The 20,675-nt window shown below is 62.9% G+C and carries 17 protein-coding genes and 1 pseudogene; 3 read left to right on the top strand and 15 right to left on the bottom strand.

All coding sequences use genetic code 11. From position 1 onward, the window contains the following. Nucleotides 1-93 precede the first annotated feature (93 nt). The gene (locus LN139_RS16845) at nucleotides 94-966 is read right to left on the bottom strand and encodes a LysR substrate-binding domain-containing protein (RefSeq protein ID WP_236355296.1); all 873 of its coding nucleotides are present in this window, start codon (nucleotides 964-966) and stop codon (nucleotides 94-96) included. A gap of 154 nt (nucleotides 967-1,120) precedes the next feature. Between LN139_RS16845 and ydiJ the strand changes: the two are divergent. Both ydiJ and LN139_RS16835 read left to right on the top strand, forming a co-directional pair. Beyond that, nucleotides 1,121-4,155, top strand: a pseudogene (ydiJ, locus tag LN139_RS16840) (D-2-hydroxyglutarate dehydrogenase YdiJ). A gap of 69 nt (nucleotides 4,156-4,224) precedes the next feature. Then, nucleotides 4,225-5,262, top strand: a complete 1,038-nt coding sequence (locus LN139_RS16835; RefSeq protein ID WP_236355295.1) for a UV damage endonuclease UvsE — start codon at nucleotides 4,225-4,227, stop codon at nucleotides 5,260-5,262. Nucleotides 5,263-5,297: 35 nt separating this feature from the next. On the opposite strand, the gene LN139_RS16830 is transcribed toward LN139_RS16835, so the two are convergent. The 7 genes from LN139_RS16830 to LN139_RS16800 form a co-directional block, all read right to left on the bottom strand. Then, nucleotides 5,298-6,692, bottom strand: a complete 1,395-nt coding sequence (locus LN139_RS16830) for a lysine N(6)-hydroxylase/L-ornithine N(5)-oxygenase family protein (RefSeq protein ID WP_236355294.1) — start codon at nucleotides 6,690-6,692, stop codon at nucleotides 5,298-5,300. 76 nt (nucleotides 6,693-6,768) lie between these two features. After that, complete coding sequence (locus LN139_RS16825) at nucleotides 6,769-7,218, bottom strand: GNAT family N-acetyltransferase (protein WP_236355293.1); 450 nt, start codon at nucleotides 7,216-7,218, stop codon at nucleotides 6,769-6,771. 10 nt (nucleotides 7,219-7,228) lie between these two features. Then, on the bottom strand, nucleotides 7,229-7,669 hold the full coding sequence (locus LN139_RS16820) for a VOC family protein (protein ID WP_236355292.1): 441 nt from the start codon (nucleotides 7,667-7,669) through the stop codon (nucleotides 7,229-7,231). A gap of 1 nt (nucleotide 7,670) precedes the next feature. Continuing rightward, nucleotides 7,671-9,233 carry a non-ribosomal peptide synthetase gene (locus tag LN139_RS16815; RefSeq protein WP_236355291.1) on the bottom strand — a complete coding sequence of 521 codons (1,563 nt, stop codon included), beginning with the start codon at nucleotides 9,231-9,233 and terminating at the stop codon, nucleotides 7,671-7,673. Between the two features lie 117 nt (nucleotides 9,234-9,350). Then, complete coding sequence (locus LN139_RS16810; protein WP_236355290.1) at nucleotides 9,351-10,277, bottom strand: 3-oxoacyl-[acyl-carrier-protein] synthase III C-terminal domain-containing protein; 927 nt, start codon at nucleotides 10,275-10,277, stop codon at nucleotides 9,351-9,353. Nucleotides 10,278-10,394: 117 nt separating this feature from the next. Then, nucleotides 10,395-10,892: a cupin domain-containing protein gene (locus LN139_RS16805; protein WP_236355289.1), complete on the bottom strand. Its 498-nt coding sequence runs from the start codon at nucleotides 10,890-10,892 to the stop codon at nucleotides 10,395-10,397. A gap of 294 nt (nucleotides 10,893-11,186) precedes the next feature. Continuing rightward, the gene (locus tag LN139_RS16800; protein WP_236355288.1) at nucleotides 11,187-12,020 is read right to left on the bottom strand and encodes an EamA family transporter; all 834 of its coding nucleotides are present in this window, start codon (nucleotides 12,018-12,020) and stop codon (nucleotides 11,187-11,189) included. 133 nt (nucleotides 12,021-12,153) lie between these two features. Here LN139_RS16800 and rmuC point away from each other — a divergent pair, with 133 nt between their 5' ends. Next, entirely contained in the window at nucleotides 12,154-13,713 is a 1,560-nt protein-coding gene (gene rmuC, locus LN139_RS16795; protein ID WP_236355287.1) for a DNA recombination protein RmuC, read from the top strand. On the opposite strand, the gene LN139_RS16790 is transcribed toward rmuC, so the two are convergent. From LN139_RS16790 to LN139_RS16760, 7 genes are all read right to left on the bottom strand, one after another. After that, nucleotides 13,710-15,653, bottom strand: a complete 1,944-nt coding sequence (locus LN139_RS16790) for a response regulator (protein WP_236355286.1) — start codon at nucleotides 15,651-15,653, stop codon at nucleotides 13,710-13,712. The genes rmuC and LN139_RS16790 overlap by 4 nt on opposite strands. Further along, nucleotides 15,643-16,494 (bottom strand): sensor histidine kinase, encoded by an 852-nt coding sequence (locus LN139_RS16785; RefSeq protein WP_236355285.1) that lies wholly within the window; start codon nucleotides 16,492-16,494, stop codon nucleotides 15,643-15,645. The genes LN139_RS16790 and LN139_RS16785 overlap by 11 nt, the downstream gene beginning before the upstream one ends. Next, nucleotides 16,487-17,497 carry an ATP-binding protein gene (locus tag LN139_RS16780; RefSeq protein WP_442964331.1) on the bottom strand — a complete coding sequence of 337 codons (1,011 nt, stop codon included), beginning with the start codon at nucleotides 17,495-17,497 and terminating at the stop codon, nucleotides 16,487-16,489. The genes LN139_RS16785 and LN139_RS16780 overlap by 8 nt, the downstream gene beginning before the upstream one ends. Next, entirely contained in the window at nucleotides 17,494-17,898 is a 405-nt protein-coding gene (locus LN139_RS16775; RefSeq protein WP_236355283.1) for an anti-sigma regulatory factor, read from the bottom strand. Before LN139_RS16775 ends, LN139_RS16780 begins: the two co-directional genes overlap by 4 nt. Continuing rightward, nucleotides 17,895-18,257, bottom strand: a complete 363-nt coding sequence (locus tag LN139_RS16770) for an STAS domain-containing protein (protein WP_236355282.1) — start codon at nucleotides 18,255-18,257, stop codon at nucleotides 17,895-17,897. Before LN139_RS16770 ends, LN139_RS16775 begins: the two co-directional genes overlap by 4 nt. Nucleotides 18,258-18,260: 3 nt before the next feature. Continuing rightward, nucleotides 18,261-19,112, bottom strand: a complete 852-nt coding sequence (locus LN139_RS16765) for an STAS domain-containing protein (RefSeq protein ID WP_236355281.1) — start codon at nucleotides 19,110-19,112, stop codon at nucleotides 18,261-18,263. Between the two features lie 205 nt (nucleotides 19,113-19,317). Next, the gene (locus tag LN139_RS16760) at nucleotides 19,318-20,517 is read right to left on the bottom strand and encodes a GGDEF domain-containing protein (protein ID WP_236355280.1); all 1,200 of its coding nucleotides are present in this window, start codon (nucleotides 20,515-20,517) and stop codon (nucleotides 19,318-19,320) included. Nucleotides 20,518-20,675 lie beyond the last annotated feature (158 nt).

Here is a 20,675-nt window from a genome sequence, read left to right as displayed (position 1 = left end):
CGCCCGTTACACGGCGTCCGTTACACGGCGTCCGTCAAGCCCGTGGGAGGACGGCTGTGCCGCGCGACGCGCCAGGCTTCAATCCCATCGCATTCATATCTGCCCCAACAACCACCCCTTGAACGCCCGCAACGACGGCAGCCCCTCATTACGCGGTGGATAGGTCAGGTAATAACTGCGCCGGCTGGCGAATGCCTCCCCGCTCCACGCCAATTCACCCTTGGCCAGTTCCTCTTCCACCAACACTCTCGGCACCAGCCCGATGCCGATCCCGGCACGTACCGCCTGCACCAGGTGCGAGGTCAGTTCGAAACTTGGCCCCAGGTGCATGGCACGGTGAGCAAGGCCGTGATGGCTGAACCACTCCGGCCACGCCTGTGGATTGTCGGCGACATTCAGCAACACCTGCCCGGAAACATCCGCCGGCGCCAATGGCGCAGTGCCGGGTGCGTGGATCACTACCAGTTCCTCGGCCTGCAAGCGGTGGCACACCAACCCCCGCAGCTCGCCGGTGCCCACGGCGATGGCCGCGTCGATCTCGCTGGTGGCGAAGTCAATGGGTTCGATGCGCGAATGAATGTGCACCAGCATGCCGGGATGCGCCCGATAAAAGCGATGCAGCCTCGGCAGCAGCCATTTCGAGCCGAAGGTGGGCAATGTGGCCAGGCGCAAGGTGCCTACGCCGGATTGAAAGGCCAGCGCCTGCAGGGTCGCACTGCGGATCTTGCCCAGCGCCTCGGCCACTTCGCGCTGATACAGCCGGCCGACATCGGTCAACTGCACCTGGCGGCCTTCGCGACGAAACAGCGTCAGCCCCAGGCTCTTCTCCAGCGCCTGCACCTGGCGGCTCACCGCGCTTTGGGTGAGCGAAAGCTCTTCAGCTGCGCGCGTGTAGCTCTCGTGCCGGGCGGCGGCTTCGAAGGCGAGCAACAAAGACATCGACGGCGTCAGGTGGCGATAATTCATTCGTAAAAGTCATCGATAGCAGGTCGATTTTCCGTTTGTCCTGCCCGCTCAATCGCGCGAGCATGACAACACTGAATGAGAGGCTGCCGCAGCCACCGCCTGATGGCAAGCGCGCGCCCCGTGTTTCTCGCTTACCTGCCTGACGAGGCCCTTCATGATCGCCGCCCTTCAACCGGCCGCCGCTGCCGCCAGCTACCGTGATTTTCTCGCCGCACTCAAGAGCGCTGGCTTCAAAGGCGAAATCAGCGCCGACTATGCCAGCCGCACGGTGCTGGCCACCGACAACTCCATCTACCAACGCCTGCCGCAGGCCGCGGTGTTCCCCCGCGACACGGGTGATGTGACGTTGATCGCCCGGTTGATGGGTGAGCCGGCCTTCAGTGCCATCAAGCTCACCCCGCGTGGCGGCGGCACCGGCACCAACGGCCAGTCGCTCACCGACGGCATCGTGGTCGACCTCTCCCGGCACATGAACCAGATCCTGGAGATCGACGTCGAAGGCCGCTGGGTGCGGGTGCAGGCCGGTGTGGTCAAGGACCAGCTCAACGCTGCCCTCAAGCCCCATGGGCTGTTCTTCGCGCCGGAGCTGTCCACCTCCAACCGCGCCACCGTCGGCGGCATGATCAACACCGACGCCAGCGGCCAGGGCAGTTGCACCTACGGCAAAACCCGCGACCATGTGCTGGAACTCGACAGCGTCCTGCTCGGTGGCGAACGGCTGCACAGCCGCCCGGTGGACGACGCCGAGCTCGAACGCCAGTGCGCCCGCGAGGACCGCGTCGGCGAGGTGTACCGCGTGGCTCGGCGCATCAATGAAACCCAGGGCGAACTGATCGAGGCGCGCTTTCCCAAGCTCAACCGTTGCCTGACCGGCTACGACCTGGCGCACCTGCGCGACGAACAGGGCCGCTTCAACCTCAACAGCGTGATGTGCGGCGCCGAAGGCTCACTGGGCTTCGTGGTCGAGGCACGGCTGAACGTGCTGCCGATTCCCAAGTATTCGGTGCTGGTGAACATCCGCTACGCAGGCTTCATGGATGCCCTGCGCGATGCCCGCGCGCTGCTTGCGCATAACCCGCTGTCTATCGAGACGGTCGACTCCAAAGTGTTGCTGCTGGCCATGAAGGACATCGTCTGGCACAGCGTGGCCGAGTACTTCCCCGCCGATGAGGCGCGGCCGACCCTGGGCATCAACCTGGTGGAGTTCAGCGGCGACGATGCCGAGGAGGTCGGCGCTCGTGTGGCGGCGTTCGTTCAGCACTTGCAAGGCGACACCAGCGTCGAGCGCTTGGGCCACACCTTGGCCGAAGGTGCCGAAGCGGTGGGGCGTGTGTACACCATGCGCAAGCGCTCGGTGGGCCTGTTGGGCAATGTCGAGGGCGAGGTCCGCCCGCAGCCTTTCGTGGAAGACACCGCCGTGCCGCCCGAGCAGTTGGCCGACTACATCGCTGAATTCCGCGCCCTGCTCGACAGCCACGGCCTGGCCTATGGCATGTTCGGCCATGTCGATGCCGGCGTGCTGCACGTGCGCCCCGCCCTGGACATGAAAGACCCCGCCCAGGCCGCGCTGGTGCGGCCGATCTCCGACGCCGTCGCCGAGCTGACCCAGCGTTACGGCGGCCTGCTCTGGGTGAGCACGGCAAGGGCGTGCGCTCTGAATACGCACCGGCCTTCTTCGGTGAGCTATACCCGGCACTGCAGGCGCTCAAGGGCGCCTTCGACCCGCACAACCAGCTCAATCCCGGCAAGATCTGCACCCCGCCGGAGAGCAACGAGGCATTGCTCAAGGTCGACGAAGTCACCCTGCGCGGCGACCTCGACCGCACGATCGACGAACGCGTGTGGCAAAGCTACGGCACCGCCGTGCACTGCAACGGCAATGGCGCCTGCTACAACTACGATCCCAATGACGCCATGTGCCCGTCCTGGAAGGCCACCCGCCAGCGCCAGCACTCGCCCAAGGGCCGCGCCTCGCTGATCCGCGAATGGCTGCGCCTGCAAGGCCAGGCCGGGGTCGATGTGCTGGCACCGGCGCAGCGCATGCCGAGCTTCTTCAGGAGCCTGCCCGAGCGCATCCGCAACAGCCGGGCGCAGCGCCGGGGCGCCGAGGATTTCTCCCACGAGGTATACGACGCCATGGCCGGTTGCCTGGCGTGCAAATCCTGCGCGGGGCAATGCCCGATCAAGGTCAACGTGCCGGAATTCCGCTCGCGCTTTCTAGAGCTGTACCACGGCCGTTACCTGCGCCCGGCGCGTGATTACCTGATCGGCTCACTGGAATTCACCATCCCGTACCTGGCGCGTTTCCCGGCGCTGTACAACGGCCTCATGAACGCCGCCTGGGTTAAAAAACTGCTGGCCAACCAAGTGGGCATGGTCGACAGCCCGCTGATCAGCCGTTTCGATTTCCATGCAGTCACTCGCCGCTGGAACGTGCGCGCTGCCACTGCCGAGGCGCTCCTTGGGCTCAGCGCCGAGGCACGGGAGCGCAGCGTGATCATCGTGCAGGACGCCTTCACCCGTTACTTCGAAACATCGCTGTTGGCGAACTTCATCGAGCTGGCTGCCCGCCTGGGTTACCAGGTGTTCCTGGCGCCGTTCAGTGCCAACGGCAAACCGCTGCACGTGCAGGGCTTTCTCGGCGCCTTCAACAAGGCAGCGGTGCGCAATGCCAGCCAGTTGCAGGCCTTGAGCAGCTTCGGGGTGCGCTTGGTAGGGCTGGACCCGGCCATGACCCTGGTGTACCGCCAGGAATACCAGAAGGTCCCGGGCATCGGCCTGGCGCCGAAGGTGGAGCTGCCGCAGGAGTGGCTGCTCGATGCGTTGCCCGAGGGGGTGCCGGCAGCAGAAGCTGGGCGCTTCCGCCTGCTGGCGCATTGCACCGAGAAAACCAACGCGCCGGCCAGCAGCAAGCAGTGGGAAACTTTGTTCGCCCGCGCCGGCCTCAAGCTCAGCACTCAGGCCACTGGTTGCTGCGGGATGTCCGGCACCTACGGGCACGAAGCGCGCAACCAGGAGACCTCCCGGACGATCTTCGACCAGTCCTGGGCGCGCCAGGTCTCGGCACCGGCCGAAGAGCAGGGCGAGGCGCTGGCCACCGGTTATTCCTGCCGCAGCCAAACCAAGCGCTACACCGATAAAACCCTTCGCCACCCGCTGGAGGTGCTGCTGCAACTCAAGCGCGGGTGATCCTTGGCGCGCGGGCGCGGTCTTACGTGTTCAGGCCGCCCCTGCTGCCTGAACGCGCCCGGAGCCCGCATGAACACTCACACAACCAACGCCCACGGCCGGCTCGGTTTCGCCTGCCAGTATCGCCATCCTGTAGGCAATGAAACGCCCAAGGCCGTGGAGGCCATCCAGCGCCCCTACAACCCGCGCACCACCACCCTGCGCTGGCTGAACAGCGTGGAGCCGGCCGTGGCCGAGGCGAAAATGCTGGAGATCATCGACCACAACATTGCGGCTCAGCACAGGCTGTTGGCCTACGTGCAGAGCCTGCCACCGGCCTTGCACATGCTGCGCCTGAGCAGCGACCTGCTGCCGTTCTACAGCCACCCGCAGTGGGCGACGTTCTACCAGGCGCCAGCGCTGCGAGCGGTGCTCGAACCGGGCTTCGCTGCGCTGGGCGAGCGGGCCCGCAGCGCCGATATCCGCCTGTCGTTCCATCCCGGCCAATACTGCGTGCTTGGCTCCGACAATCCTCAGGTGGTCGCCAACAGCCTGGCCGAATTCGAATACCACGCCGACATGATCCGCTGGATGGGTTACGGCCAGCGTTTCCAGGACCTCAAGTGCAACGTGCACATCGCCGGGCGCCGAGGTGCCGAAGGCGTACGTGAGAGCTGGGCGAAGCTCTCCACCGAAGCACGCCACTGCATCACCTTCGAAAACGACGAAAAAACCTACGGCATCGACGCCTGCCTTGAGTTGGCCGACATCGCCCCGGTGGTGCTGGACATCCACCACAGCTGGATTCACGAAGGCCTGCGCATCGGCGCACACAGCGAGCGGGTGGCGCGGATCATCGACAGCTGGCGCGGCGTACGCCCGGTGCTGCATTACTCGCAGCCGGTGGAGCGCTTGCAGGCGCTGGGCTTTGATCTGGAGAACCCGCTGAACATGGACGCAGTGCTGGAAAAGGTCGGTAAAACCGAGCTGTACGCCCACAGCCTGGGCATGTGGAACGATGCGGTGAACCGCTATGCGCTCGAGTTCTTCGACCGTTTCGATGTGATGTTCGAGGCCAAGGACAAGAATGTCGCGGTGCTGGAGTTCTATCGGCGTTACCTGGCGTGACCTGCTACGCGCCCTCGGCCCGGCCCGAGGGTACTTCATCCGATTCGAGCCGGCACCGCAAATACCTTATGCCCGTGAGCCCGCGGCATACAGCGGGGCAACTGGCCGCTCTTCCAACGGTTGCCATTGAGGCGCGATGCCGAATGTCTGGAACATGTTCTTTGTGCGCGTAAGGTAATGGTCGGCCCGGTCAGCCGGTTGATGATGGTCGCACTGCGATAGGCGCCCATTGCCAGGTCCGGTGCCCCGACTCCATGAGAGTGAAGTTCGGCGTTCTGCACGAAGATTCGCCCTGCAATAGGCCCTGCCGTCTTGAGTGTGTAATCGCGGTTGACCACTGCATGGCCTTTGCTGTCGAACTCCAGCCACGCTTCGAGGCCGCGCATGAACGCCGGAAACTGATAACCATAGCCAGTGGCAAGTACCAACGCATCGGTGTCGAAAGCGAACTTCTTCTGCATGTCCAGTTGCTTGAAGTTGAGGCGCAACGAGCCTTCGGCAGAGCTGATGTGCTCAAGCTCGGTGCGTGACTGGATCACCACCGGCAACTGTCTTTCCACCGACTGGATGTACAGGCAGTCGTAGATGTCTTTGATCGTATCGGTCGAAATACCTTTGTACCAAAGGCCCTGGCCCTGGATCGCCGAAAGCCGGTTGGCTTCGGACAAACCGTGGAAGTGTTCGACGTAATCCGGGGAGAAGTGCTCGGACCCAAGCTTGGAGTACTCCATGGAAATGAAGCCGCGGCTGCGCGATAACCAGTTGATCTCGTAACCGAACCGGGGCTGGTCCCTCAACAGGTCGAGGAATATCTCTGCAGCGCTTTGCCCACTGCCCACAATCGTTATGCATCTTTGGTTTTGCAGTGCACTTTTGGATTGCAGGTATTGGGCGGAATGGATGCAGTTTTCCTGGCCAATGAGGTCGTTGGCAATCGCTGGCCAGATGGGTGCCGTTCCGATACCCATCACGATATCCCGGCCTCGGTAGGTCAAGCGCTCGCCGCTGCGTGTGTCGAGCAGGGTGACATGAAACAGCTCATCCACGATCTGGATATCGATCACTTCAGAGCAGAAGCGGATGTTGCCCAGTTGCTGGCTGACCCATTGGCAATAGCGGTTGTACTCAACCCTGGGTACGTAGAAGCTCTCGTAGGAGCTGAACTGATGCAGCCGGCCGGCCTCATGGAGATAGTTGAGGTAGGTAAAGCGGCTCCTGGGATCCACCATGGTCACAAGGTCGGCCAGAAACGGAACCTGCAGGGTGGCGTCGCTGATCAGCATGCCTTCATGCCAGTGGAACTGGGGCTTGGCTTCGAAAAACAGGCTGTCGATCCCTTCCAGAGGCTGCAGCAGCGAGCATAGCCCCAGATTGAAAGGCCCCACCCCAATGCCCAGCAGGTCGTAGATTGCGTCGGTTGAATGTTTCACGCCAGAGATTCCATGCTCATCGCTGCCCAGGGCAGCCGGGTTCCTTGAAAAGTTGCCAGGGATACAGCCGCTTGCATCAATGGTCGAGCATCTTGTGATAAGTGATGAACGCCTGTTCCTGTTCATAACCCAGCGACTCGTACAGTGCCTGCGCCGGCAAGTTGCTGCGGGCGGTATCCAGGCTGATGCGCTGGGCGCCTTCTTCTTCGAAAATGTCGATCAGGCTCGTCATCAGCGCTCGCGCATACCCGTGCTTGCGTGCCGTCGGCACTACGAACAGATCGTAAAGCCAGTAAAAGCGCTGCATCGCCAGCGAGCACATGGCCGGGTACAACTGGGCAAACGCTACTGCCTGGCCCTCGTCGTCGAGCAACAGGTAGATTCTGGATTGTTGCGAGGCCAGGTTGGCTTGCAAAAAAGCCTGTGAGGCCGGCAAGTCATCGGCCTCTTCATAGAATTGGCGATATTGATTGAACAGGTCCGCTGCCATTTCCAGGTGTTCGAGCCCGCAGGCGATCAGTTTCATGTCAGGAGCCTCACGCTGGGTTGATTTGGCCGATTTCGATCTGGATATCGTTGATGTCGCGGAAGAAAAACGCTCTGTAACCTTCGAGTTCACGTGCGGTATAGGGCTCATCGGTGGTTGGCGTGATGCCCATCGCTTTGACGCGTTCGAAGATCTCGTCGATGTTGTCGACCATGAAGGCCAGGTGGATACCGCCCGAATCATTGTGGTGAGTGACCACGTGGCGGCCTTTCGAGGAGAAGTGCTCGATAAGCTCGAAGTCGCGGCGGCCGATGCGAACCATGCAGGATTTGTAGTCGGGCTTTTTGACCTTGATGACCTCACCCACGCCATCGCCAGTGATGTGCACAGCCTCTTCGTAGATTTCCACGGTCGTCAGTTGCCTGTAGAAGGCCAGGGTTTGATCGATGTTCAGCACGGTGAGGCCGACGTGATTCAGTGTTTCCAGCATGTCAGGGCTTCCTGTTGTCCACGGCATTTACAAGAAATTCGAGGGTGGGTTGTTCCAGAAAATCGATGAAGTCCACCAGCACGCCGTAGCGCGCTTCGAGGCTAGAGAGCAGGTGCATGATGTTGATCGAAGTACCGCCCAAGGCTCGGAAGTCGGAACCGGCCTGGAGGCTGCCTGGCGGTAGCCTGAGCTCCTCTGCCCAGAGCTGTGCGAGGGCGGTGAAGGTTTCGCCACCGCCTTCTGGCGAGGTGGCCGCCGGGCAGTGCACGGCGGGTGCGGGCAATTGGCTCAGGTCGACTTTGCCGTTGGCCTTGTAGGGCATTCGCAGTAGCGGCACGACGGCTTGCGGGCGTTTGTATTCAGGCAAATGGTGTGCAAGCTCATCACGCAGTGTTGCTGAATCCTGCCCCTCGCCGATGACGACATAGGCCACCAGGCTCCCGTGTTCGGTCGCCATGACGGCGGCCTCCTTGCACCCCAGCCGCAACAGCGCCGCCTCGATCTCTTCCAGTTCTATACGAAAGCCGCGCACCTTGACCTGGCGGTCCAGGCGGCCGAGGAACTGAATATCCCCGTCCTCGCCGAGTACCACCTGGTCGCCGGTACGATAGAGCCTCGACGCGTCCAGATGCTCAAGCGTGACAAAGCGCTGTTGAGTGGCTGCCGGGTCCCCCAGATAACCAAGAGTTACGCAAAGCCCGGCGATGTAGAGCTCACCGCGCAGGGCGGGGCGTTGCTGCTCATCGAGGATATACAGGCGAGTGCCGGCGATGGCCTGGCCGATAGTGGATGCAGGTGTCGCGCCGCCCATGGCTTTGCAAGTGACCAGCACCGTTGCCTCGGTAGGCCCGTAGAGGTTGAACAGCCGGCGGCCATCGGCCCATTGCTCGATAGCGTGTGGATGGCAGGGTTCCCCACCGGTGAGGACGGTGGCCAGCGTGGGGAAACGCCCAGGGCTGAAAACGTTCAGCAACGGCGGTGGCAGGAAGGCCTGGTTGATTCGGTGGCGATTGCAGAAGGCGGCGAGTGCAGCTTGTGACATCCGCTGTTCTTCATCGGGCACGCACAGTGTGGCGCCGCTGAGCAGCGCCGGAAAAATATCCAGTACCGAAGCGTCGAAGTTGATCGTTGAATACTGCAGCACCCGAACGCCCGGGCCCATTTCGAATTGCTCGATGGCCCAGTCGACGAGGTTGATAACGTTCAGGTGAGTAACGTTGACCCCTTTGGGAATGCCGGTGGAGCCTGAGGTGAACAGTGTGTAGGCAAGATCGGTCGGTAGCACAGGCTCGCGGCGCGGGGGCATTGCCAGATCAACTGCCTGCCAGCTGGCGAGCCATTGATCGGTCACCACCAGAGGGCATTGGCAGCGTTCGAGCAACTGAAGCTGTGCAGCCTCGCTGAGCGCCGGGTCGATCGGAACATAGCTGGCGCCGTTGGCCAGGATCGCAAGGATCGCGACATACAGATCCACGCCCTTGCTCAGCGAAAGGCCGATCCTGTCGCCCGGGCTCAGTGGCCTCTGGCGTTGCGCCAGGCTCCACGCATCCAGCGCGGCGGCCATCCGACGGACGCAGGCGTGCAATTGAGCATAGGTCAGCTCGGCCCCGGGGCTGCCAGTGCCATAGCCTCGGGATAGCGCTGCACAGTAGCGTCGAAGCGTTCGATGAGCGTTTTCATGTCAACATTCCAGGCGGGTGATGACACACGCACCTGCCTGGAAGGGCCCGGTACTCAGTAGCAGAATCTGGTCACCCGGATGCAGCGCGCTGTCGTCTTCCAATCGCTTGAGGTTGATCAGGTTATCTGAGCTGAAACAATGCCCGTAGCGCGGCAACTGCCCTGGCGTAGCCTTGCTGCGGCTCAGGCCGGCGAGTTGGCTGAACAGCTGTGTGGCTTGCAAGGTGTAGTTGTTGCAGACGAAGTGGTTGATCGCCTGGGCTGTGACATCCGCCTGGCGGTAGGCCTTCTTGATCAACGCCGACAGGCTGCGCATGTCGGTTTCATTGGAGAAGTGCTCGATCTGGCGCGTGTTGGAGGTGTACTGCACACCCCCCGGCAAGGCGTAGCTCAGGCCCTCAGGCTGGCGGCTGACGACGCAGGCCGATGCTGCATCACCCGTTACGTAAATGAAGTCGGTCCCTTCGCCATAGACCCTGTCCAGTGCCTCGCCAACCTGGTCGAAGCTCATGATCAGAGCATTGTCTGTGTCGCCTGCACCGACCATGGCGCTCGCGAGCCTCAGGCCTGCGTGAAAGCCTGCGCAGCCTGCCAGGCCCACGCTGTAGAAGTCTGCGTGCTCCAGCTGAAGGTCCTTGGCCAGTGCCGCCAGCCATTGCCCGTCAAGGTTGTTGCGCGCATCGACCATGCTCGAGATGACGAAGACGGTACTGATGTGCTCGGCACTGCGCTGGCTGATCGTCAAAGCACCCTTGGCGGCAGCCACTACTTTTTCATGCAAGTTTCCTGGATAGCAGGAAAAGTGCATCAGGCCGTTCTCCGGTGCGCGCAAAAGTGCGCAAGTGCTTTCGGACAGCGGCGCTTCGCCGATATCCACAGGCTCGCCTGCCTCGTAATAAACGCCGCCCAGAAAAACCGGTATTTTCACGTTCTGCTCTTTTGTATGAAATGAAAAGGCCCGCGCCCTTGGTGCAAGGGCACACCGATGAAGAAATAATCGAAGACTCGGTTGTCCGCCGCCGGGTGAAACGCCTTAGCGCACTGCTTATTCTTTCCAGAACAAAGGGTGCCGGACGGTCACCTTGGTCAGGGGGGCTTTTTGTTGCCACAGCCCTTTGAAGCCTTGTGGTAATACGAAGATATCACCGGCTGAATAATGAACTTGCTCGCCCCCCAACTCAGTGATATCCACCTGCCCGGAGATCAGATGAATGACTTCTGTTTCAGGCCAGCCCGTCAACTTCAGGTCGACCGGGGCGATTTCGCATACTTCCACCGCCGCCTGCTTGCTCGGGGCGGTGTAGGGGTCGTAGCAACGGTAGGAGAAATGCGTGCCGTTGAGTGTGCTGTAGTACTTGGAGTTGTCGGGAGCGACGACGGTCTGGACGTCCTGGCCAACACTTTGCTCGATTCGCAGAGTATGGCGGGCGGGGGCTTGTTCACCCAGGCAGGCGTTTGCTGCCAGCAATGCACTGAGGCTCACCGTGAAAGGGAACATGTATTTGGCAAAGGGATAAGTCACGTGATCAGGCTCCTTGATCAAGCTCTTCCATAGGGTGCCGCAAATAAGGAGTGCGAATATAGTCGGCAGACTTGCCCGCGTCAAAAGAAATAGAGTGCCGTGCAGAGAACCGACAGGCTGAGTATTTGGCACGGGCGTTCTGCCGACGGCAGGTAATTACAGGTGTGTGGTTTGTTGCAACTGTATTGCAGTTAGAGATTGAATCAGTATTGATGGGTGTTGATGTGACAAGAAACAGGTATAGCCTTCACTGCTTATGGCAGGGATGCGCAGATGCGCCGGTTCGGCATTTACAGCGGTGTACTTGCCCTGGCGCTATTGAACTTTGATGATTACGATGCCTGCCGCGACCACTACTGCTGCTATCAAACGCCGCGTTCCGAACGGCTCCCTGAACAACCAACGGGCAATCAACGCCGCCAGGATCACACTGCATTCGCGCAGCGCCGCTGCCTGTGCAACGCTGCCCAGCGCCATGGCCACCAGCACCAGCGTGTAGGCCCCGGTGTAGGTAATGCCGCCGAACACCGACAGACGCCACCGCGTTTGCCAATGCTCGGCGAACCTGGCGCGGCCGCGCCTGGCCAGTGCCCAGGCCGGTGTCGGCAAACTCAGCGCCAGGGTGAAGTACACCATGTAGCCCACTGCATCGCTTTGCCGCACGCCGGTGGCGTCGATGACGGTGTACAGCCCCACGCATGCACCCGCGCCCAGTGCAGCCACGGTCGCCGGCCAATGCCCGTGCCCTCGCAGCAGGCTGAGGATGCCGGCAGAAATCAGCGCCACCCCCACCCACCCCAATGCACTGAGCCGCTCGCCCAGCCAGAGGCTCGCCAGCACCGCCACCAGCAGCGGTGGCAGCCCACGCACCAATGGGTACACCTGGCCGAAATCGCCCAGCCGATAGGCGCGCAACAAACCCGCCCGGTAGAGCAGGTTGGCCAGCACCGAGCACCCGATCAGCCCCCACACGGTCAACGGCGGTGGAGCAAACCAGGGCATGGCCAACAGCGCAATGATGAAGGCGACGATGTCCACCGAGGCCATGGTCAGTACCCGGTCTGGGCTGGCCTTGACCACCGCGTTCCAGCTGGCGTGCATCAGTGCCGAAATCAGCACCAGGGTGGTGGAGAGGTCCGCGTGGGCCATGGGGCGTGTTCCGTGAGCGAGAAGGCTGCCAGCATGCGTCAGTGCGCATGCCGCGTTCCAATCGCTTTGCCTGCCAGGCCCTATAAGTGGCGCTGATGCCTTATGATGGCCGCTTTGCGCGGGAGACCTTGCGATGCTCGATATCGCTACATTGGGCTGGGCCCTGGCCGGGCTCGGTGCGTTGAGCACAGCGCTCGCTGCGGGGTTGTTCTGGCAGGTACTGCGCCGGCGCGACACGCAAACCCTGCTCGAAGCCCGCGAGCTGCAGCTCGAACAACAGCGCGATGCCAACCTGGCACAAACCCTGGAGCTGGGTGAGCTCAACGCCGCCTTGCGCGCCAGCCGCCAGCAGGCCGGTGACCTCACCCAACTGCGCGAAGATGCTCGCCAGTCGCAGATGCAGGCGACCCAGGCTCACGGCCGCGCCAGTGCCGCCGAAGCCCAGTTTGGCCAACTGTTGGAGCAGCATCAGGAACTCAAGGGCATCCAGGCTCGCCTGCAAGCCGCCTACGAAGGTTTGCAGGCCCAGCACGCCGAGCTCGCCCGTGAGCACGCCACCCTGAGCAACACGCTCTCGCACAAGCAGCAGCACTTCGATGAACAGCAGCAATTGCTCAAGGAGAGCCGCGACCAGCTCAAGCTGGAATTCGAGCAACTGGCCGGGCAGATCTTCGAAGCCAAGGGGCAGGCTTTCTCGCAGCACAGCCAGCAATCGCTCGATGCACTGCTCAAGCCCTTCCGCGAACAGATCGAAGGTTTTCGCGCCAAGGTCGAGGACATCCATCACAAGGACGTTCAACAACAGGCTGCCCTGGCGCAGGAGCTGTTGCATCTGAAGGAGCTCAACCGCCAGATCACCCAGGAAGCCCACGACCTCACCACCGCCCTCAAAGGCCAGAAGAAGGCTCAAGGCAACTGGGGCGAACTGATCCTGGAAAACGTGCTGGAGCGCTCAGGCCTGGTGCTGGGCCGCGACTTCAAGCGCGAGGTAAGCCTGCAGGGCGAGCACGGCCGGCAGCGCCCCGACGCGATCGTCTACCTGCCGCAGGGCAAGCACCTGATCATCGATGCCAAGGTCTCGCTCAACGCCTACGTGCGCTACATCAATGCCGAGGACGAAACCGAGCGCCGGCTTGCCCTGAGCGAGCACGTCAGCGCTGTGGCCGCGCGCATCAAGGAGCTGAGCGACCGGCATTACTTCCAGCTCCCAGGCCTCAATGCGCCGGAGATGGTGTTCATGTTCGTGCCGATCGAGTCGGCGTTCGTCGAGGCGCTCAAGGCCGACGAAACCCTGTTCCAGAAAGCCATCGAGCAAAACGTGCTGGTGGCAACCCCCACCACTTTGCTTACCAGCCTGAACATCGTGCGCCAGCTGTGGCGCTTCGAAGACCAGAACAAGCACAGCGCTGAACTGGCCGAGCGTGCCGGCAGGGTCTACGACAAGCTGCGCACCTTCCTGGGCAGCATGGATGCAGTGGGTTCAAGCCTGGAGAAAGCCCAGGACGCCTATCGCCGAGCCTGCGACCAGCTGGTCAGCGGGCGTGGCAACCTGGTCAAGCAGGTCGGCGACTTCCGCCAGCTGGGTGTGGCGGTGAAAGCGGAGCTGAGCGGGGAATGGGCCGACCGGGCAGACCTCGAGCTGGAGCGGTTGAGCGGGAAGGGCCCTGAGCGCAAGCCCGGGCCCGCTCTCTAGAGCACCAGGTCGCTGACCTTGTCGATCCGGGCCCGCACGCGCCGCAGCAATTCATCGATCGGGAAGGGCTTGAACAGCACGTCACTGCCATCATCGGCGAACTGTTGGCGGCTCATGCGGTTTTCCGCGTAGCCGGTCATGAACATCACCTTGGGCGGCGCCTGCAATGCCCTGGCCTGGCGCGCCAGGTCCATGCCGTTCTGGCCGGGCAGGCCGATGTCGGTAAGCAGCAGGTCGACCGCAGGCCCCTGGCTCAGTGCCTGCAAAGCCTCGGCTGCGGTGGCTACTGCGCTGCAGTGATAGCCACCGTCGTTCAAGGCGTCGACGATGCTCTGGCGCACGGCGGCCGTGTCTTCGACCACCAGAATGTGTTCACCATTGCCCACCGGCTCGGCTTGCGCCGGCTGGCTCGGCTGAGCAAGCACCTGCTCGCTGGCGGGCAGTTGAAGGGTGACTTCGGTACCCAGGCCAGGAGCGCTGCGGATGTTCACCGTGCCGCCGCACTGCCGGGTAAAACCGTACAGCATCGACAAGCCCAAACCCGTCCCTTGCCCAACGGGCTTGGTAGTGAAGAACGGGTCGAATACCTTGCTGAGCAAGGCCGGGTCGATACCGGTGCCGTTGTCCTTGACCGCGATGTTCACGTAGGCACCGTCCGCCAGCGCCGGGTCGCCCTGTGACCAGGAAGGGTAAGTGCGGATTTCGATGTGGCCGCCCTCAGGCATCGCGTCGCGGGCATTGATCACAAGGTTCAACACCGCATTGTCCAACTGCGCCGCGTCCGCAACGGTTGCGAGCGGCCCATGGGCGAGGTCCATCACCAGGGTGATGTTTTCGCCGATGCTGCGCTCCAGCATCTGTTCCAGCGCGCGTAGCTGCTGGTTGACGTCGATGCAGCAGGTGTCCAGTGGTTGCTGGCGTGCAAAGGCCAGCAGCCGGCGCGTCATCGATGCGGCGCTGGTGGCCGAGTGCAGTGCCGCATCGGCGTAGACCGCCAGCTTGTCGCTGCGCCCCTGTGCCAGCTGCCGCTTGATCAGCTCGACGCTGGTGATGATGCCGCTGAGCATGTTGTTGAAGTCGTGGGCGATGCCGCCGGTGAGGCGACCGAGGGCATCCATCTTCTGCGACTGCAGCAGCTGTGCCTGCGCCTGGGTACGCTCGGCGACTTCAAGCGCCAGCTGGCTATTGGCGCTGGCCAGTTGGGCCTGGTGAGCGCGCTCGCGGTGCCGGTGCTCGGTGATGTCTTCGATGAACAGCAGGCTCAGGTTCGGTACGCGGTAGGGCGAGACCTGCCACAGTGTTTCGCGTGCCTGGCCGTTGGTGCCAAGGACCAGCGACCCCTGCCAGCGCTCGCCTCGCTCAAGGTGTTGGCGCAGTGCATTGACGCCCGGCGCCTGGTCGTCCGAAAGGCTTGCGAGCAAGCCGCCAGGCACCAGTTCAGCGAAAGCATGGTTGCATTCCTGCACGTTCAGCTCGGTGTCGATCACTGCGATCGGCGCGCGCACGCCGGTGAAGATCTCGCGAAAGCGCGCCTCGCTTTCGCGCAGAGCACGTTCGGCGTCGCGCACCCGCAGCAGCGAGCGCAGCGTCGCCAGCAGCACATCGGGGTCGACCGGGTGCACCAGGTAGGCATCGGCGCCAGCTTCGAGGCCGGTGATGATGTCGCCCTTCATGATCGAGGCGGCCGAAACGTGGACCACCGGCAACAGCGCGGTGGCAGGCGCTGCGCGCAGCAGGCGCACCACGTCGAAGCCGCTCATGTCCGGCAGGTTCACATCCAGTATCACGGCATCCGGCGCCACCGACGCCACCAGTGCCAGGCCGTCCCCACCGGTGCCAGCCTCGAACACCTTGAAGCCTTGGGCGGTCAGCCGACGGTTCAACGCGTAGCGGGTGGCTTCGTTATCGTCGACGACCAACAAGCGGGCTTCAGGCCTCATCGGCAGGTACCTGGGTAATGGCAAGCGGGATGATCACGTAGAAGGTCGAGCCTTGGTTGGGCTCGCTGTGCATGCCCACCTCGCCGCCCAGCAGCGCCGCAAAGCGCTTGCACAGGGAAAGGCCCAGGCCGGTGCCACGCAGGCGTTTCTGCAGGGGCGAGTCGACTTGTGTGAAGTCTTCGAACAAGGTGTCGTGCAAGGGTTGGGCGATGCCGATGCCGGTGTCGCTCACCGAGAAGCGCACGCGCTGTTCATCCTCGATACGGGCCGATACGCGCACCTCGCCCTGCATGGTGAACTTCAGGGCATTGGAGATGAAGTTACGCAGAATCTGTGCAAGCTTCTTGTCGTCGGTGTACAGCCGCGGCAAGCCCTGCGGCTCTTCGAAGATCAGGTCCACGGCACTGGAGGACAGGATCGGCCGGAACATGCCGCGCAGAGCGGCGAACAGGTCGAGCATGTCGAACCAGGCTGGCGAGATCGAGATGCGGCCGGCGTCGAGCTTGGCCAGGTCAAGCAGGTCGTCGACCATGTCGCTCAACTCGCGGGTCGCGTTGCTGACGAAGGTGACCTGGCGATGCTGCTCCGGGCTCAACGGGCCGTCCAGCTCATCGGAGAGCAGGCTGGTGATGCTCAGGATCGACCCCAGCGGGGTGCGAAACTCGTGGCTCATGTACGACAGGAAGCGGCTTTTCAGGTCGGACGCCTGGCGCAACTGGTCAGCCTGGGCATCGAGCTCGGCGTACAGCGCCAATACGCCCTGATTGGTATCGTCCAGCTCGGCGCGCAGGGCGTCGTTTTCGCGTTGCAAGAGGGCGAGGGCGGCGGTGGTGTCAGTCATGGTGCGTGTCCAGTTCAATTACCAATACCGCGGCATCGTCCCGTGCCCGGCAGAAATCCCGATGCAACACTGTCGCAATGATCGCTGGGTGGCGGGAGGCCAAGCCAGGGTAATCCTGCAGGCGCCAACGAGACTGTAACCCATCGGAATGCATCACCAGCAGTTGGCCGCCCACGGCGCTGTGATCGTATTGCACCGCGCTGCGGTATTGCTCGCCGACGATACCCGGCAGCGACGCCAGGCCGCGCACACGCTCACCGCCTTGCAGGCTGGCGCTGATGTTGCCGATGCCCACGAAGCTCAGGTTGCCGTTGCGCCGGTCGAAACGTGCCAGTGCCACTGCGCCGCCGCGCGTGCCGCGCATGGCCTGGTGAATGTCCGGCAGCAGCATCTGCGGCGTGCTGAACGGCGCCTCGGCAAAAGCCCGAGCACCTGCCTCGGCGGCTTGCTCGGCTTCCTCGCCGTGGCCCAGGCCATCAATCACCAGTGCGCTGAGGTAATCCTCGTCGTGAGCGAAGCGCCAGGTGTCGCCGCAGGCAGGGTCGTTATGCAGGGCGTGGTGGCTGACGCCGAAGCGGATGTCGGGGGCGTTGTCGTTTCTTGGGAAAACCCGCGCGAGCAGCACGGCGCCGCGTGCGTCGGCGTACAGGTCGAACACTTGCGCCTGGCGGCTGATCGCCCCCAGGCCAATGCCCTGAGTGCCACCGGTGGAGTAACCATCGGTAATGCACGCGTCAGAGTCGAAGCCGCCCGCGCGATCGACGCTCAGCACTTCGATGCAGGCGCCTTTGCTGCGGGGCAGCGCGCGCAGGTGCAGCTCGCCATGGCCGGCATGTTCGAGCACGTTGGTAGCAAGCTCCGTGACCACCAGCGCTACGCGGCCGCTGTCGGCCTCGTCCATGCCCACCTGCCGAGCCAGGCTCTGCGCGATGCGACGCGCATGGCCTACCTGGCTGTCGTCCTGCAGCGGCAATACTTCCGTGAGGCGGGGGAGGTCGTTCATATCCATCGCGTGATCGATATCTTCGTGCCTTTTCCGGGCGTAGTGTCGAGCTCGAAATCGTCCACCAGCCTTCGCGCGCCGGTCAGGCCCAGGCCCATGCCATTGCCGGAGGTCCAGCCGTCGGTCATCGCCAGCTTGATGTCCGGGATGCCCGGGCCCTCGTCGCGAAACACCAGGCGCACACCGGTACGGCCATATTCATCGAGCACGTGCCAATCCATGTCGCCACCACCGCCGTACACCACAGTGTTGCGCGCCAGCTCACTGACGGCCGTGACCAGCTTGGTCAGGTCCACCAGGCGCATGCCGCACTCGCCGGCCAGCTTGCGCGCCAACTGGCGAGCCAGTACCACGTCCTGTTCGATTCTCACCGGCAGGGTACCGCTGCGCTCGCCGTTCATGCCTGTCCTACCAGCTCGCGCAGCCGTTGCATGCCACGATCCACGTTCAGCGCGGTACTCACGCCCGGCAGCTCCAGGCCCAGCTCCACCAGGGTGATGGCCACCGCCGGCTGCATGCCGGTCAGCACGGTGCGCGCGTCCATCAGGCGCGACAGCCCCGCAATGGTGGCGATCATGCGGCCAATGAAGGAGTCGACCATGTCCAGCGCCGAGATATCGATCAGCACGCCTCGGGCGGAGGTTGCATAGATGCGTTTGGACAGGTCATCTTGCAGGCGCAGGGCAATCTGGTCGTCCATGTCGACCTGGATGGTCACCAGCAGGAATTCGCCCATTTGCAGAATCGGAATACGTTCCATGGCTTATACCGCCTTGCTGACGGTGACACCCATGCGTGCCAGGGCCAGTTTCAATGCATCGGCCAGGCTTGCCTTGGTCACCAGCTCGCCGAGGTCCAGGCCCAGGTGCACGATGGTCTGAGCGATCTGGGGGCGCACGCCGCTGACGATGCAATCTGCACCCATCAGGCGGATCGCGGTTACGGTTTTGAGCAGATGCTGAGCCACCAGGGTGTCGACGGTGGGCACGCCGGTGATGTCGATGATGGCGATTTCGGAGCCAGTATCGACGATCGCTTGCAGCAGCGACTCCATCACTGTCTGGCTGCGCTGGGAGTCCAGGGTGCCGATCATCGGCAGTGCGAGCACGCCGTCCCACAACTTGACCACTGGCGTGGAAAGCTCCAGCAGTTCCTCCTGCTGGCGTTTGATCACCGCTTCGCGGGACCGCTGGAAAGTGCCGATGGTGTGCATGGCCAGTGCATCGAGCAACTCGGAGATTTCCCAGAGCTGTTCGGCCAGCAGCTCGGGCTGGTCGCGGTAGGCCGCTTGCAAACGGGCGAACAACACGCCTTTGAGCGCGAAAATGAAATGCGCGGTCTGGTGCGATTCATGGCCCAGCTGCGCACGGCTGTTCGACAGCCGCTCGAGGAAGCGGCGGGTGTCGTCCCAGCCACTGTCGCCGATCTGCGTGCCAGCCTGTTTGGCTAGCGCCGCGAGCAGCAGGCCCAGGAGCTCGGCAGTCTGCTGGCGCAGGTCGCTTTCACGCACGTTGCGGGTGGCGCCACTGGCTTCAAGTTGCGAAATCCATTGGTTGATAGTATCGGCCTGGTTCGCCGACAACGCCTCGAGAGTGCTCAGTTGCAGTGCTGCCATTAGGTTCCACGCTCCAGAATGCGGCCCGCTCCCCTGAATGGGCCACTGTGATTGAGTGACATTTTGAGGGGAAATAGTTGTGTTGGATAGGGGGTGGTTTCAATAGGCCATTAATTGACCTGAACCTGTGGGAGGCCGGCTGTACCGGGCGATGAGCTTGCATGCGCATGCGCGCTTCAGAGAGTGGCCGTGCGCCGCTTCAGGGCTATTGAATTGCCTCGGTCACCGCGTGTTTCTTCGGTTCGCCGGGCGCCCTCGTCGTCCAGTCCTTGAGCCGCAAGCTGTCCCGCCCACCCCGCTTGGACTCGTACAGCGCTGCATCTCCCTGCTCGATCAGCGCCGCGAGACTGGCCGGCGGCTGGTCGAAGAACGTAGCACCAACACTCAGGGTAGCCGCATCCGGCGTCGGGAATTGCTGTTGCGCGATCTGCTGAAAGTGCGTTCGCAGCGCCCCGCTCAGTTCCACGATGCCGTCGATAGAGGCGTGCTTGAGCAGGATCACGAACTCATCACCGCCCAGGCGCGCCGCCACCGCTCCTTGGGGCAGGTGAGTGCGGATGATCTCGCTCAGTGCCACCAACAGATGGTCGCCAGCGTTGTGGCCGTGCAGGTCGTTGACTTGCTTGAAGTGGTCGATGTCGATCAGCAGCAAGGCGCCGGGTGCTTCCCGGCTGGCGCTGGCCAGCAGTTGAGGCGCCCGCACTTCCAGCGCCCGGCGGTTATAGAGTGACGTCAGCGGGTCGCGTGCAGCCAGGCGGGCGATGCGCTTCTCCCGCCGGTGGCGCTCGGTGCCGATCATCGACAGGGCGATCAGCATGATCGCCACAACACCCTCGATCAGCGAAATCTGGATGATCTGGCCCTTGAACGCGGCCAGGTCGATCAAGGCACCAGGCATCACTGCAGACAACGCCTTGGCCAGGTAGAACGCCCCGTGCCCCAGCATTACGAAACGTAATTGCACCGCGCCTACGCTGAGCGAGACCCCATGCGGGCGCAGCAGGTAACTGGCGCGCAGGCTCAGCAGCGCAACCAAGGCCGAGTTGCTGGCCAGCATCAGTGCCGACCAGAGTGGGCCGGCCGGCAGCGCTAGCAGCACGGTCCACAACGGCACGATCAGGCACCAGGCCCGTGAGAGGTGTGTTTGCGTAAAGCGCGCCACCCCCATCAGGAACAGGCCGTGAGCCGCAATCAGCAGCCCGTTGGCGAACCAGATCCCGATGAACAGGAAACCGCTGCTGCGCAGCAGTGCAAGGGTCGAACCTATCGCAATTGTTGAAAACCCCGCGCACCAGTAAAGCAGCGACGGCTCGCGCACGTTACGCCACTCGACCGCCAGGTACAGGCCTGCCGCTGCGGCCAGCGCCACGGTCATGGAAAGAAGGGTAATGGGATCGAGCGTCATGGGCCGACGAGCCTTCAGGCAGGGCACGGAACGGCGGAGATTGTAAGGGTTCGCGGTGTGTTTGGCAGAGTGGCTTGCGCAAACTGTGAGGTACCGCCGGTCGTGTTGTTGGTCTAGCAGAATGCTGAGTGGCCCATGGGCGGGGGGAGGGTATCCTT

The sequence above is a fragment of the Pseudomonas sp. KNUC1026 genome (genome assembly GCF_021650705.1).
Lineage (GTDB): Bacteria > Pseudomonadota > Gammaproteobacteria > Pseudomonadales > Pseudomonadaceae > Aquipseudomonas.
The sequence above is the reverse complement of the archived record's forward strand: the minus strand, read 5'-3'. Positions and strand labels throughout refer to the sequence as shown.

Bases quoted from the DNA above. Each gene is read 5' to 3' on its own strand.
- LN139_RS16845 (WP_236355296.1), bottom strand. From the start codon at position 966: ATGAATTATCGCCACCTGACGCCGTCGATGTCTTTGTTGCTCGCCTTC.
- LN139_RS16835 (WP_236355295.1), top strand. From the start codon at position 4,225: ATGAACACTCACACAACCAACGCCCACGGCCGGCTCGGTTTCGCCTGC.
- LN139_RS16825 (WP_236355293.1), bottom strand. From the start codon at position 7,218: ATGAAACTGATCGCCTGCGGGCTCGAACACCTGGAAATGGCAGCGGAC.
- LN139_RS16820 (WP_236355292.1), bottom strand. From the start codon at position 7,669: ATGCTGGAAACACTGAATCACGTCGGCCTCACCGTGCTGAACATCGAT.
- LN139_RS16815 (WP_236355291.1), bottom strand. From the start codon at position 9,233: ATGGCCGCCGCGCTGGATGCGTGGAGCCTGGCGCAACGCCAGAGGCCA.
- LN139_RS16800 (WP_236355288.1), bottom strand. From the start codon at position 12,020: ATGGCCCACGCGGACCTCTCCACCACCCTGGTGCTGATTTCGGCACTG.
- rmuC (WP_236355287.1), top strand. From the start codon at position 12,154: ATGCTCGATATCGCTACATTGGGCTGGGCCCTGGCCGGGCTCGGTGCG.
- LN139_RS16790 (WP_236355286.1), bottom strand. From the start codon at position 15,653: ATGAGGCCTGAAGCCCGCTTGTTGGTCGTCGACGATAACGAAGCCACC.
- LN139_RS16785 (WP_236355285.1), bottom strand. From the start codon at position 16,494: ATGACTGACACCACCGCCGCCCTCGCCCTCTTGCAACGCGAAAACGAC.
- LN139_RS16780 (WP_442964331.1), bottom strand. From the start codon at position 17,497: ATGAACGACCTCCCCCGCCTCACGGAAGTATTGCCGCTGCAGGACGAC.
- LN139_RS16775 (WP_236355283.1), bottom strand. From the start codon at position 17,898: ATGAACGGCGAGCGCAGCGGTACCCTGCCGGTGAGAATCGAACAGGAC.
- LN139_RS16770 (WP_236355282.1), bottom strand. From the start codon at position 18,257: ATGGAACGTATTCCGATTCTGCAAATGGGCGAATTCCTGCTGGTGACC.
- LN139_RS16765 (WP_236355281.1), bottom strand. From the start codon at position 19,112: ATGGCAGCACTGCAACTGAGCACTCTCGAGGCGTTGTCGGCGAACCAG.
- LN139_RS16760 (WP_236355280.1), bottom strand. From the start codon at position 20,517: ATGACGCTCGATCCCATTACCCTTCTTTCCATGACCGTGGCGCTGGCC.